This window comes from Archangium sp., from assembly GCF_036389735.1.
Classification (GTDB): Bacteria; Myxococcota; Myxococcia; order Myxococcales; family Myxococcaceae; genus Archangium.
The window spans coordinates 1-13,477 of the sequence record NZ_DASVWK010000156.1 but is presented as its reverse complement, the minus strand read 5'-3'; the positions used below and the strand labels follow the sequence as shown (position 1 = coordinate 13,477).

At 69.0% G+C, this 13,477-nt stretch carries 13 protein-coding genes; 9 read left to right on the top strand and 4 right to left on the bottom strand.

The window, feature by feature from the left end:
* The 3 genes from VF794_RS05985 to VF794_RS05975 form a co-directional block, all read right to left on the bottom strand.
* On the bottom strand, positions 1 to 270 hold a 270-nt coding region (locus VF794_RS05985; protein ID WP_331108217.1), incomplete at its 3' end, for a secondary thiamine-phosphate synthase enzyme YjbQ.
* A 31-nt stretch (positions 271 to 301) separates the two neighbouring features.
* Positions 302 to 1,036: an alpha/beta hydrolase gene (locus VF794_RS05980; RefSeq protein WP_331108216.1), complete on the bottom strand. Its 735-nt coding sequence runs from the start codon at positions 1,034 to 1,036 to the stop codon at positions 302 to 304.
* An 11-nt stretch (positions 1,037 to 1,047) separates the two neighbouring features.
* Entirely contained in the window at positions 1,048 to 1,779 is a 732-nt protein-coding gene (locus tag VF794_RS05975; RefSeq protein WP_331108215.1) for a peptidylprolyl isomerase, read from the bottom strand.
* 225 nt (positions 1,780 to 2,004) lie between these two features.
* Between VF794_RS05975 and VF794_RS05970 the strand changes: the two genes are divergently transcribed.
* From VF794_RS05970 to VF794_RS05960, 3 genes are all read left to right on the top strand, one after another.
* Positions 2,005 to 5,217, top strand: a complete 3,213-nt coding sequence (locus VF794_RS05970; protein WP_331108214.1) for a CHAT domain-containing protein — start codon at positions 2,005 to 2,007, stop codon at positions 5,215 to 5,217.
* Between the two features lie 138 nt (positions 5,218 to 5,355).
* Positions 5,356 to 6,762: a hypothetical protein gene (locus VF794_RS05965; protein ID WP_331108213.1), complete on the top strand. Its 1,407-nt coding sequence runs from the start codon at positions 5,356 to 5,358 to the stop codon at positions 6,760 to 6,762.
* Positions 6,763 to 6,779: 17 nt separating this feature from the next.
* A complete protein-coding gene (locus VF794_RS05960; RefSeq protein ID WP_331108212.1) occupies positions 6,780 to 7,235 on the top strand; it encodes a SitI3 family protein in 456 nt (151 codons plus the stop codon).
* A gap of 3 nt (positions 7,236 to 7,238) precedes the next feature.
* Here the strand turns inward: VF794_RS05960 and VF794_RS05955 are convergent, their stop codons facing one another.
* A complete protein-coding gene (locus tag VF794_RS05955) occupies positions 7,239 to 8,252 on the bottom strand; it encodes a lipase (protein ID WP_331108211.1) in 1,014 nt (337 codons plus the stop codon).
* A gap of 124 nt (positions 8,253 to 8,376) precedes the next feature.
* Between VF794_RS05955 and speD the strand changes: the two genes are divergently transcribed.
* The 6 genes from speD to VF794_RS05925 all read left to right on the top strand — a co-directional run.
* On the top strand, positions 8,377 to 8,703 hold the full coding sequence (gene speD, locus VF794_RS05950; RefSeq protein WP_331108210.1) for an S-adenosylmethionine decarboxylase: 327 nt from the start codon (positions 8,377 to 8,379) through the stop codon (positions 8,701 to 8,703).
* Positions 8,700 to 10,598: a DUF4178 domain-containing protein gene (locus tag VF794_RS05945; protein ID WP_331108209.1), complete on the top strand. Its 1,899-nt coding sequence runs from the start codon at positions 8,700 to 8,702 to the stop codon at positions 10,596 to 10,598. The genes speD and VF794_RS05945 overlap by 4 nt, the downstream gene beginning before the upstream one ends.
* Positions 10,599 to 10,610: 12 nt before the next feature.
* Entirely contained in the window at positions 10,611 to 10,760 is a 150-nt protein-coding gene (locus VF794_RS05940; RefSeq protein ID WP_331108208.1) for a hypothetical protein, read from the top strand.
* A 5-nt stretch (positions 10,761 to 10,765) separates the two neighbouring features.
* Positions 10,766 to 10,993, top strand: coding sequence for a DUF350 domain-containing protein (locus VF794_RS05935; protein WP_331108218.1), 228 nt, complete (start codon positions 10,766 to 10,768; stop codon positions 10,991 to 10,993).
* Positions 10,994 to 11,018: 25 nt separating this feature from the next.
* A complete protein-coding gene (locus tag VF794_RS05930; protein ID WP_331108207.1) occupies positions 11,019 to 12,515 on the top strand; it encodes a polyamine aminopropyltransferase in 1,497 nt (498 codons plus the stop codon).
* A partial coding sequence (locus tag VF794_RS05925) for an FAD-dependent oxidoreductase (protein WP_331108206.1) occupies positions 12,506 to 13,477 on the top strand: 972 nt, incomplete at its 3' end. The genes VF794_RS05930 and VF794_RS05925, both read left to right, overlap by 10 nt.

Here is a 13,477-nt window from a genome sequence, read left to right as displayed (position 1 = left end):
GTGCGCCGGCATGTCGTCCGGGCCCTCGGCATCGTGGCGGAAGAGCGGGTCCCCATCCTTCACCAGCCGCCCGAAGAACGCCTCCAGGTCCTTGCGCACGTCCGGATCCGCGTTCTCGCACAGCAGCAGCGAGGCGCTGGTGTGGTGCAGGAAGATGGTGCACAGGCCCTCCCGTGCACCGCTCTCCGAGACCGCTCGCTGCACCTCGTCCGTGATGTCCTGGAAGCCCCGGCCCCGCGTCGCCACCGTCAGCTCCTTCGCGTGATACATGGCTCGCCTCCTCGGGGTCGACGGGTGGGACTCAACGACTCGTGAGACGGGTGTGCAGGAACTCCGCCAGCCGCTCCAGCACTTCCGGGGCGATGGTGTGCGGGCCGTTGAAGGGGATGAACTCCACCGGCAGCCCCGCGTCCGTCAGCAGCTTCTGGAGCCGCTCCGCCTGGGAGAACGCCAGGATGTCGTCGTAGCGACCATGGCTCTGGAGCACCGGCAGGCCCTTGCGCTTCTCCGCCCGCTGCTTCCACTCGTCCTGGGAGAGCAGCGTCCCCGACAGGATGCACAACCCCGCCGGCGCCTCCTCCAGCCGCAGCGCCACGTCCGTCGTCACCATCCCGCCCTGGCTGAACCCGCCCAGGACGATCCGCCCATAGGGCAGCTTCGTCGCCGCCGACAGCGCCGCCAGCAGGCTCATCAACCCGCGCCGCGCCTGCACCAGCCCCTCCGGCGTCGAGGCCGCGTACTCGTCCCAGTTCCGCTCCCGCCCCATCATCACCTCCTGGGGCAGGTGGAACCACGCCCGGGCGTACGGCATCCCCATCGCCGACAGCGACAGCGGTGCCGCCGGGAACACGAAACGCACCTTCGCGCCCAGCTCCGGCTTCAGCTCCACCAGCTCCTGGGCCAGGGGCACCAGGTCCGTCGCGGGCGCCCCGAAGCCGTGGCACAGCACCACCGCCAGCTCCGGGCTCGCTCCCTCGGCCATCGCCTCCAGCACCTGGCAGTCCAGCTCGCCCAGGCGCGTGCTCACCCTCTTCATCGCGCGCTCCACTACTGCGGCTGCTCGTCGCCGAGCGTCACCTTCTTCAGAACCACGTCCTTGAGAGGCTTGTCGCGCTCGTTGGCCTGTGCCTTCGAGATGCGCTCCACCACGTCGTAGCCCTTCACCACCTCGCCGAAGATGGTGTGCCGGTTGTTGAGGTGCTGCGGCGAGGACGTCGTGATGAAGAACTGGCTCCCGTTCGTCTCCGGGCCCCGGTTGGCCATCGCCAGCAGGCCCGGCTTGTCGAACGTCCGACGGCTCTGGAACTCATCCTCGAAGTTGTAGCCGGGGGTGCCCGTTCCCATTCCGAGCGGATCTCCTCCCTGGATCATGAAGTTCGGGATGACGCGGTGGAAGAGGATGTCCTGGTACAGCGGCTTGCCCTTCACCACCTCGTTCGTGCGCGGGTCGCGCCACGCCTGCTCACCCGTCGCGAGCCCCACGAAGTTCGCCACCGTGAGCGGCGCGTCCTTCGAGAGCAGCTTCACCACGACGTTGCCCTCGCTCGTCTCCAGGGTGGCGTAGAGGTCCTGCCCCTTGAGCGCCTTCTGCTGCCAGGGTCCCGGGTTCTCCGCCGGAGGACGCGTGCGGGGCTGGTTGCCCGCCGGGCCCGCGCTGCCGGTCTGGGTTGCCTGGGGGGTGGTGCCGGTGGGGGCCTTGCCCTCGGCCTGCTTGTCCTTGTCCTTGGAGCAGGAGGTCAGGGCCAGGAGGAGTACTGCCGTCAGGATTCGCGTGCGCATGGGCCGGGCATCCTACAGAGCGAGCGAGGCCTCGCAACCCGACTCTCCGTGGAATGTGTCCGCCTGAACCGGTGTTCAGAAGCCCGCAGGCCGGGCCGGAGCGTTCACTCCCGTACCCTTGTCCTTTTCCGATGGGTCGGAAGGGAACCGTAGAATCCCAGGCATCGTCAGGTCTTCGGGCCCTGGCTCGTACGCGAGTCCGGGTCGCTCCTTCTGGAGGAAGCAATGGCCGCAAGCGTCACCAAGGATGTCGTCGTTCTCCTGCCGGGCCTGCTCGGCAGCGTGCTGGTGCGGAAGGATGGGAAGGAGCTCTGGGGGCTCTCCGGCGGCGCGCTCCTGCGTGCACTGACGAGCTTTGGTGGGAGCGTGGAGTCGCTCACCCTGAAGTCCGACAGCGGCGGCGAGCTCGCCGACGACGGCGTGCGCGCCTCGAAGCTCCTCCCGGACACCCAGCTCCTGCCTGGCTTCTGGAAGGTCGACGGCTACACCCACGTGGCCCGGACGTTGGAGAGCCGGCTCAACCTCATCCCCGGCGCCAACTTCTTCACCTTCCCGTACGACTGGCGGCGCGACGTCCGCATCACCGCGAAGCGGTTCGCCCGCGAGTCCGAGGAATGGCTCTACCAGTGGCGCAAGAAGCACGGCGGCTCGCCCGACTCGAAGCTCATCCTCGTGGCCCACTCCATGGGCGGCATCGTCTCGCGCTATTTCCTCGAGTGCCTCGGTGGCTGGAAGAACACCCGCGCCCTCATCACCTTCGGCACGCCCCACCGTGGCTCCTTCATGGCGCTCCAGGCGCTCTCGCTGGGCTTCCGCAAGAGCCTCGGGCCGGTGAAGCTCGTCGACCTGTCGGCGATGGTGCGCTCGCTGCCGTCGGCGTACCAGCTCCTGCCCACCTATCCCTGCGTGCAGATGCCGGATGGCGCGCTCGTGCGGCCGGGAGAGGCCCAGGGCATTCCCAACCTCGACGCCACCAAGGCCGCCGCGGGCCTCGCCTTCCAGCGGGAGATCCTCGACGCGGTGGAGTCCAACTCCCGGAGCGCCGAGTACCTCGAGCGCGGCTACCACCTGCACCCCGTGGTGGGCACCTTCCAGCCCACGCTCCAGGGCGCGCGCCTGGGCGCCTCCGGGCTGGAGATGCTCCACACGCTGCCGGATGGCCGGGACATGGGCGGTGACGGCACCGTGCCCCGGGTGTCCGCCATCCCGGTGGAGGAGCGGGACCACGCGCGAGCCATGTTCAGCGCCACGTCCCACGCCTCGCTGCAGAATGCCTTCGAGGTGCTCGCCCACGTGGAGGGCGTGCTCGCCGGCCAGCAGATCAATCTCAACGAGTTCCGTGACACGCGGGGCGTCTCGCCCCGCAACCTCTCGCTGCACCTCGACGATGCGTACGCGCACGACGAGCCCGTGACGCTGCGCGTGCGGCCCTCGGAGGAGCCCGTCTCTCTCCAGGCCTACGTGACGAACGTGGAGTCGGGGGCGTCCTTCCAGGTGGCGCTCAAGCGCGGGCCAGACGGTCTGCACGAGGGCACGCCGCGCGCGCTGCCTCCCGGGGTGTACCGGGTGGTCGTCAAGGGCGGCCCCGAGGTCGTCCCCGTGGCGAACGTCTTCGCCGTCTTCCCGAGCGAGCAGGAGCTGCCCAAGGGGGAGGAGCCGCGTCCGGCCCGGCCTTCGGCTCCGGCGCGCACTCCGCCCCCGATCGGTCCCGCCGCGTTGGAGGTCTTCCTGTCCTCGATGAGCGATCCCTCGCTGGAGGTCTTCCTGCCGGACCTGGGGCGCTGGGTGGCTCCTCCCACCGCGGCGAAGAACCGCTCGGATGAGCAGGTGAAGAAGAACGTGCCCGGGGCCAAGGACGAGGGGGTGACCATTGTCCGCAATCCCGCGATCAAGCCGCTGGGTGTCGCGCGGCCGGGGCAGCTGCTCGCGCTGTCCGTGGACCTGCTGCTGGGTGAGCTGGATCCGGACACGGAGTCGGCGGGCCTCTCCATCTCCAAGCTGGATCCCAACTGGAAGGAGCTGCCCATCAAGGTGAAGCTGCTCTGCTCCGAGCTGGAGTTCCCGCCGGGAGGGGACACGGGCGTGGTGATGGTGCAGCGCAACAAGAAGTCCATTGCCGCCACCCTCTCCGCCACCGTCCACCCGAGCGCCTCCGGTGAGATCACCGTCGTGGCCACCTTCGAGTACGGGGGCCGCTTCTGCGGCGCGGCGCGCCGGGTCATTCCGGTCGAGCCCGGTGGGGCCAGCCTGCCGGGCCCGTCCACCTCGACGGCATCCACGGGGGCGCCGGCGCGCGGCCGGGAGCAGGGCTCCGAGCAGGCGCAGCGGAGCTCCTTCGCCATCGAGGTCGAGGCCGAGAAGCCCCACCTGACGGTGCAGATCCACCGCCTGGACAAGAGCAACCCGCGGCGGCTGTACTGGATGCTCCAGGTGCCGGTGGATTGCGAGGGGCTGCCGTCCCGGCTCTCGGGCGAGGTGGATCTGGGCTCGGACCCGGCCGCCTTCTTCCAGAGCGTGGCCAACGCCGCGCGCGAGCAGGTGCCCGGTGAGCACTACGGCTGGTTCCTCGGACTCGGGCAGCTCCTCTACCAGCGGACGCCGGCGGCCTTCCGGGAGACGTTTCGCGCCCTGCGCAACCAGTACGGGAAGGGCTTCCCCATCCAGTTCATCACCGATGATCCGCACATCCCCTGGGAGCTGATGACGCCTTCGGACGTGCCGGGGGCGGGACTGCTGTGCGTGGAGCACCCGGTGGCGCGCTGGTTCCTCGACTACCAGACGTCGCTGACGGCACGCCTGCCGCGGGGGGACATCCTCACCATCGCGCCGGACTACCAGTACCACCCGCACCTGTCGCCGCTTCCCGAGGCGCAGGAGGAGTCGCGGCAGCTCGCCCTGCGCTTCGGAGCCATCCGTGTGCCCGGCAGCCGCAAGCGGGTGATGAGCGTATTGAAGGAGGGCCACTTCAACGACGTGGGGCTGCTGCACTTCGCCGGGCACGGCAAGTACAGTGGGGACCCGGTGACGCCCTCCGTCATCTACCTGGAGGACGGACCGCTCCACACGCTCGACGTGCGCAATCCCCTGGTGTCGCTCGGGCGCAAGTCCCGGCCGCTCGTGATCTTCAACGCCTGTGAGGTGGGGGCGGCCACCGAGATGCTCGGAAACGTGGGGGGGTGGGCCGAGACCTTCGTGAGCGAGCGCTTCTCCGGCTTCATCGCGCCGCTCTGGCCCGTGCAGGATGCCCACGCGCGCACCATGGTGGAGCAGCTCGTGAGCGACCTGCGGGTGAATCACCTCTCGGTGGGCGAGTCACTCCGGGCCCTGCGCGAGCGCGAGGCGCACAAGTCCCCCACGTACCTCTCCTACGTCTTCGTGGGGGATGTGATGGCGCGGCTGGCGTCCGGGGCCGTCGCGGCGAGCGTGGCCGCGGCGTGAGGCAATTCGTAGGGTCGTGACGGCGGAGCCGGAGACGTGACCTTCCCGTGGGGTCCGTCCCCGGCTCTGTCGGACCTTCTGGATACTCCTTGAGGATGGCTACCCGTCAGGGGTTGGTCAGGACCCGGAGGAGACCCCATGAAGCCAGGCTGGATGGCCGTGGTGCTGCTGTTGCTCGTCGGCTGTGGCACCACCACCCGGGCCGTGCGCCTGGACACGGGACGGGGCAAGCCCTTCCTTCACACGCCGCGCGGTGCCCAGGAGCCCGTGAGGCTGGGTGAGGACGAGTTCAAGCAATCGTTGGCGGAGCTGGTCCGGGATGTGAGGCCCTCCGCGAGACCCGTGCGGCACGCCCGGCGGCTGATGCTCGAGTCCTGGCAGGAAGAGGTGTACCTGGAATGGACCGGGCGGCGCCTGGAGGCGGCTTTCCCGGAAGTACGAGGGCCCCGGTTGCTCCCGGAGCGGGATGGGCTGACACGTGGCTACGGGCGCTGGTGCGAGCGTGAGCGCCACCCTGGGGACTGCCTCTCACTGCTGAGGGACACACCCTCGCTCGACGCGGATGGGCGGTACACGCTGGCGATGGCCATCGCCGTGGACTCGGTATGGGACGAGACGAAGGTGGCACTGTCGGAACTGGCGGACCCGGAGGTGGTGCGAGCCAGCATCGTATCCGCCCTGGCGATGTACATGATGCTCTGGGTTCTGCCCGAGCCGGTGTCGAAGGGCCTCGCGGCGACGTTGACGGCGGGGCTCATCGCCTACCTGGGGATCGACACGGTCTGGGGGTTGATTGGGGGCTGGATACGACGGGTGGGGGAGGTGGACCGGGCCAGCAGTTTCGAGGAACTGCGCGACGCGGGGGAGCGGTACGGCAAGGTGATGGGGAGGCACGCGGCGCGGGCGTTCGTGCTGTTGACGACGGCGGCCATCGGGAACACGGCGGGGCTGGCGACGAAGGGACCGGGTTTGCCGGGCTACTCGCGAGCCGCGTTGCTGGCGGAGACGCAGGGAGGCTTCCGGCTGGCGTCCGTGGGCGAGGTGCGCTCGGTGGCGGTGTCCGCCGAGGGTGCCTTCACCATCGCCCTGGCTCCGGGCGCGGTCGCCATGACGGTTCAGGGCGGGGACTCAGCCAGCAGGGGGCGGCTGACAGGTCGCCCGACCCAGCCCGGGCCCAACGACAAGAGACCAGAAAACATTCAGGCGCTCGCCCGCGAGAATGAATCAGCACGAACTCTCGCGGACAACGGCTACCATGTGGAGCAAAATCCTCCACCGCAGCCAAATGGAACAAAGCCCGATTATCGAATCAACGGCCGATATTATGATTGCTATGCGCCCTCCAGTCAGAATCCTCGTAACATCGCTTACAACATCCAGGTCCAGAAAGTAGAGAGAGGTCAGGCCAGTCGAATTGTTTTGAATCTTGATGACACCAGCGTCACGCTCGATGTCATGAAAAAACAATTCGCTGATTGGATAATCCCCAGATTGGAAGAGGTTATTGGCATCAAAGCGGGCAATGTCGTTCTCCTCTTCCCGTGATGTAACAGGAGCGCTGCATGGGGCTGGATAACAGCTTGGAGTTGTCGACCGACATGACTCCCGAACAAGCATTGCATCTCATGGCGGAATGGTTTGAATTCAAATGGGGTGATGACAAACATTTGATTGGACCTGCGCTATCGATCAGCGCGATCGAGCCGGGGCAGGGTTGGAAATCGATCATCCAAGAAGGATTTCACTTCAGCCCTGACCTGTCGGTGGGCTTCCGGCTCGATCCCAACAGCAATGATTATGAGGAAGGCAATCGCGTCATGCTACGTGCGACGATGCTCCTGTTGGAGCATGGCCGGGATGGCGTCCTGCTCTTCAACGGAGAGCAGATCACTCTGCAAAGAATCGCGGGTCGGTTGGTGCTGAATGCGGACTCCCGGAATTGGACGGACGGACTCCAACTGGAAAACGAAATCCGCCTCCCCCACGAGAAGCGCTCCCTTCCCTCGCCCCTGCTGTAGCCCTCAGCGCGCTTCGAGGGCGAGGGAGATCATCGTCTCGGTGATGTCGCTCGGGTAGTAGTTGGAGAAGCCAGGCAGGCCCGTGAGGGCTCCCTCGGCGTGGTCCATGTCGTCGAGCCGCACCACGCGCGAGCCCGGGACCTCCGCGTCCACCACGTTCACCAGCCCGTCGCAGGCCCAGCCGTAGCGCTCCCGCACGTAGCTGCACAGCGGCCGCAGCAGCGAGCGCCGTGACAGCCGGGACGTCGCCAGCGCCACCGTGGGCACGTCCGCGGGGTAGGGGTTGCGCCGCACGAACTCCATCCGCCGCGCGTACGACAGGTCCTCCACCGAGGCCGGGTCCCCCTGGAAGAGCGCGGGGAAGGCCACCTCCACCAGCCGCCGCAGCGCGGGCGTCGTCACCAGGTCATTGGCGATGACCGAGCCTCCATAGGGCGCCTGGAGCGCCACCACCGCGCGCACGTGTGGGCGCAGCTCCGGGTAGAGCGCCAGCGTGCTCATCGCCTCCACGCCGCCCTTGCTGTGGCCCAGCAGCACCACCGTCCGTCCGAAGTGGATGGCGTCCAGCAGGGCGTCGCGCACCACCTCCACGTTGGAAGCGAGCCGCCCCTCCGTGTCCACCGCCACCTCGCGCGTCTCCAGCCCCCGCTTCTCCAGGCGCCGCTGGTTGTCCTCGAGGTAGCCAGGAAGGTCGTCCCCCATCATCCCCTTCACCAGCAGGTAGAGGTGGCGCTTCGCCTCGTCCGGCAGCACCGGCTCGTCCTCGCGCACGCGCTGGAGCACCTCGCGGAAGCGGGCCGTCACGTCCGTGGGCGGCGCCGTCTCCGCCTTGAACCAGCCGGCGAGCCCCGTGCTCCCAGGGCCGGACCAGCGCTCGGCCTCGGGCAGTCCGCGCAGCGAGCGCACCAGCCGGGCCACGGCGCCCGTCTCGGGCTCCCGGAGGGTGTTGGAGGCAGGCTGCCCGCCCTGGAGCGGGGCAGGCGGCGGGGCGGGGGGGAGGAGATCCTTCTGGGACATACGGGGCCGCAGCGTACCAGGGCCCGGGCCCGTCCGTTCTCTGCGTCCCGGAAAGGAGGGGCTCGTGGTAGAAGGTGGGCGTCTCAGGGGAGGACGGACGCTGACGACCGGACAGGAATGGTTGGTGGATGTGAGCGGGTGCTCGCCGGAGCGCCTGAAGGACCCGCGTGTGCTCGCGGGCCTCTTCGAGGAGCTCATCGTGCTGCTGGAGCTGAAGGTGATGGGCCAGCCGCAGTGGCACGTCTTCCCGGAGCCGGGCGGCATCACCGGCCTCACGCTGCTGGCCGAGAGCCACCTGACCGTCCACACCTTTCCCGAGCACGGCTTCGCCGCGCTCAACGTCTACTGCTGCCGCCCCCGCCAGTGCCCGGACTTCGAGGCGCTGCTGGCGCGGCACCTGGGCGCGGCCTCGTGCCGTGTCCGGGAAATGCCTCGGGGGGTAGGAGCGTGACGCAGGGCAACTGTCCCTCTTGTGGGGCCCCAGTCGAGTTCACCGCGGGCACGGCCCTGGTGGTGGTGTGCGGCTACTGCCAGACGGTGGTGGCGAAGAAGGGCCTCAACCTCGAGGCGCACGGGAAGATCGGCGCCATCGTCGACACCGACTCCCCCCTCCAGCTCAACGTGGAGGGCCGCATCGGTCGCGACGGCTACCGGCTGGTGGGCCACCTCCAGAAGGACCATGGCGCGGGGCCGTGGGACGAGTGGTACGTGGAGTTCGACGACGGGCGCACCGGCTGGCTCTCCGAGTCCGAGGGCGCCTTCCACCTCATGGTCGCCGCGGGCTCCGAGCTGGGCCTGCCGCTCGACGACATGCCGCCCGGCCATCGCTTCAGCCTGCGGGGCCACCGGCTCGCGGTGGAGGAGCGGGGTCACTCCCGGGTGGTGGCCGCCGCGGGCCAGCTGCCCAACGACGTGGACCCGACCGCGGAGGGCTACTACGTGGACGCCACGGGCCCGGGGGGCGTCTTCGTCTCCCTGGACTACGGCCCCGCGACGAGCGATCCCGAGGTCTACCTCGGCAAGAAGCTGAAGTTGCAGGAGCTGGGCATCGCTCCGGACCAGCTCCGGCCCCGCGTGAAGAAGGTGGGGCTCCAGCAGGCGCGCTGCACCAACTGCAACGGCGCCCTGGAGCTGCGGGCTCCGGACCGGACGAAGCGCGTGGCCTGCCCCTTCTGCGGCGCGCTGCTGGACGCGAGCCAGGGCAAGCTGGCCTTCCTCCAGCTGCTGGAGAAGCCGGACCATGCGCCGCTCATTCCGCTGGGCGCCCGGGGCAAGCTGGATGGCGCCGACTGGGTGTGCATCGGCTTCCTGGTGCGCTCGTGCACGGTGGAGGGGGTCCGCTACGCGTGGGAGGAGTACCTCCTCTTCAACCGGGGGCGCGGCTTCACCTGGCTGATGCACTCCAACGGGCACTGGGTGTACCTCAAGCCGTTGGACGCGGGCGAGGTGGCGGTGGCGGAGGGAGTCTCCGCGCACCTGGAGGGCCGGCGCTACCGGGCCTTCCAGAGCGTGACGGCCGTCACCGAGGCCGTGCTGGGCGAGTTCTACTGGGAAGTGAAGGCCGGCGAGTACGCGCAGGCCGAGGAGTACGTGGCGCCGCCGTACTCGGTGAACGTGGACCGCACCGACAACGAGGTGACGTACACACTCGGCGAGTACCTGGCGCCCGAGGTGGTGAGTGGGGCGTTCCAGCTGAAGGAGCCCCTGCCGGAGCGCTACGGCATCGCCCCCAGCCAGCCCAACCCCCACTCGAGCAAGGCCATCTGGCAGTGGACGGGCATCTGGGCGGTGGCGCTGCTCGCCATCTTCCTCGTCATCAACGCGCGGGCCGCCAAGGAGACGGTGCTGGTGCAGCAGGTGACCCTGGCTCCGAACGCGATGTCCGGGACGCCCGCGGCCATGACCTTCAGCGAGCCTTTCGAGATTCGCAAGAAGGGCAACGTGCGCGCCGAGGTGTACTCGGAGGTGAGTAACGGTTGGATAGGCGTCCAGGGCGACCTGGTGAACGAGGCCAATGGCGAGGCGCTCAGCTTCTACGACGAGGTGAGCTACTACTCCGGGAGCGACTCGGACGGCTCATGGAGCGAGGGGGGCCGGAAGGAGGAGGAGTACCTGTCCGCGGTGGATCCGGGGCGCTACGTGCTGCGCACCACGGCCTTCTTCGACGGCCCGTCCCAGGGGCGCAACTACCGCGTGACGCTCGTGAGCGACACCCCGCGGGGCACCTGGTTCTGCTTCTCGCTGGCGCTGCTGTTCCTCGCGCCGCTGTTCGCGTTCTTCCGCTCGTCCAGCTTCGAGTCCGCACGCTGGGCGGAGAGCAATCTGGGTTCCAGCTCGGATGATTGAGGGAGTGAGACCATGAAGTACATCGGTGGAATCGTCGTCATCCTCTACGCCGCGGTGGCGTTCTCGGGCTGGGAGCCGTTCACCCGCTCGCAGCGCAGCCAGGCGGGAGTTCGCGGCACCGGCGTGCGTAGCTGGACTGGCGGTTTTATGGGAGGGAAGTGATGCTGATGGGTGTCCTGGGAGTGGTGGTGAGTCTGGATGGGCTGCTCGCGAGCCTCGTGTACTCGCTGATTGGCCTGGCGGTGTTCGTGGCGGGCCTGTTCGTGTTCCGGCTCATCATGCCGTTCGACGTGCACAAGGAGATCGAGGTCGACCAGAACACGGCCCTCGGCATCGTCATGGGCTCCTTCATCATCGGCCTGGCCATCATCGTGGCCGCGGCCATCTCGGGCTGATGCCCCCGTCGCAGGCCGTACCCGCGTGAACAAGACGCTCCTCTTCGTCACCGTCCTCGTCATCGCGACGTGCGGGCTCATCTACGAGCTCATCGTCGGCACGCTCGCCAGCTACCTCCTCGGCGACTCCATCACCCAGTTCTCCACGGTGATTGGGGGCTACCTCTTCGCCATGGGGATTGGCAGCTGGCTGTCGCGCTTCATCGAGCGCGGCGTGGCCCAGCGCTTCGTGGAGATCGAGCTGGGGGTGGCGCTCACGGGCGGCCTGTGCGCGCCGCTGCTCTTCCTCACCTTCGCCCTCACGGACGTCTTCCGGGTGGCGCTGTACGGGAGCGTGCTGGCCATCGGCACGCTGGTGGGGCTGGAGATTCCGCTGCTGCTGCGCATCCTCAAGGACCAGGTCAAGTTCAAGGACCTGGTCAGCCAGGTGCTGACGTTCGACTACCTGGGGGCGCTGGCGGCGAGCATCTCCTTCCCGCTCTTCTTCGTGCCCAAGCTGGGGCTGGTTCGCACCTCGCTGCTCTTCGGCCTGCTCAACGCGCTGGTGGGCCTGTGGAGCACGTGGCTGCTGGCGCCGGTGCTGGCCCACCCCACGCGGCTGCGGGTGAAGGCGGTGCTGCTCAGCCTGTTGCTGGTGGTGGGGCTCGTGCTGGGCGACCGGCTGACGAACTTCTCCGAGGAGCACCTGTACGCCGACGAGGTGGTGCACGCGACGCACTCGCCCTATCAGCGCATCGTGGTGACGAGGAGCAAGCGGGGCTTCGCGCTGTACCTCAATGGCAACCTCCAGTTCTCCAGCGTGGACGAGTACCGCTACCACGAGGCGCTGGTGCACCCGGCCATGGTGCGCGCGGGCAAGGTGGAGCGGGTGTTGGTGCTCGGCGGCGGGGATGGGCTCGCGGCCCGGGAGGTCCTCAAGTACCCCGAGGTGAAGAACGTCACCCTGGTGGACCTGGACCCGGCGATGACGCGGCTCGCCACGCACTACGGCGAGCTGGCCGAGCTCAACGCGCACGCGCTGACGGACCCGCGGATGCACGTCATCAACACGGACGCGATGAAGTTCCTCGGGGAGGGGAGCGACACCTGGGACGTCATCGTGGTGGACTTCCCGGACCCGAACAACTTCTCGCTGGGCAAGCTGTACACCACGGGCTTCTACAAGCTGTTGAAGAAGCGGGTGGCGCCGGACGGGGTGGCCGTCATCCAGAGCACCTCTCCGCTCTTCGCCCGGCGCTCCTTCTGGTGCGTGGACACCACGCTGAAGGCGGCGGGCTTCTCGACGCAGCCCTACCACGCGCTGGTGCCCTCCTTCGGTGAGTGGGGCTACGTGCTGGTGGCCCACGAGGGCGCGCTGCCGCGCCGCCCGCTCCCGGCGGAGCTGCGCTTCCTCTCCGAGGACACGCACGCCACGCTCTTCCAGTTCCCCACGGACATGGGGCGGCTGCCGACGGAGGTGAATCGGCTGAACAACCAGGTGCTCGTCCACTACTACGAGGAGGAGTGGTCGCGGTGGAACTGACGCGGCGGGAGCTCGTCGCCGCGTTCCTCGGCTCGGCGGTGGCGGCCAGTGCATGCCGGCGGACGCGGGCGCGCGAGCCGGTGCCCGGCGCCATCGTGGACCGGGCGGTGGACGTGGGGCACAAGCTGCGGGGCGGGGCGCTGCCTCGCGCGGCCGAGGCCCAGGCGGTGGACGTGCTGGTGGTGGGCGGAGGCGTGGCGGGCCTGAGCGCGGCGTGGCGGCTGGCGGCCGCGGGCGTGAAGGACGTGCGGGTGCTGGAGCTGGAGTCGGAGCCGGGAGGCACCTCCCGCTCGGGGCGCACCGAGGTGTCCGCGTACCCGTGGGGCGCGCACTACCTGCCGGCGCCGCTGGTGGACTCGGGGCCGGTGATGCGGCTGCTGCGCGAGATGGGCGCGGTGACGGGCCTGGACGCGCAGGGCTACCCCGCCTACGCCGAGGAGCTGCTCATCCGCGAGCCCGAGGAGCGCCTCTTCTACAAGGGCGAGTGGTACGAGGGCCTCTACCTGCGCGCGGGGGCGAGCCCGGCGGAGCTGGCCGAGCTGGAGCGCTTCGAGGCGAGGATGAATGCCTTCGCGGCGGCGCGGGACGCCAAGGGGCGCAAGGCCTTCGCGGTGCCCACGGCGCTCTCCAGTGATGACGGCGAGTGGACGGCGCTCGACAAGGTGACGATGGCGCGGTGGATGGAGGCCGAGGGCTTCCGCTCGCCGCGGCTGCGCTGGCTGGTGGACTACGCGTGCCGGGACGACTACGGCACCACGGCCGAGGGTGTCTCCGCGTGGGCGGGCATCTGGTACTTCGCCGCGCGGCAGGACGGGAAGGGCGAGCGCAGCGAGGGCTTCCTGAGCTGGCCCGAGGGCAACGGGCGGCTGGTGCACCAGCTCCAAGCAGCGCTGCCGGGCAGGACGGTGGAGCGCAACGTGCTGGTGCACACGGTGGAGCCGAATGAAGGCGGCTGCCGGGTG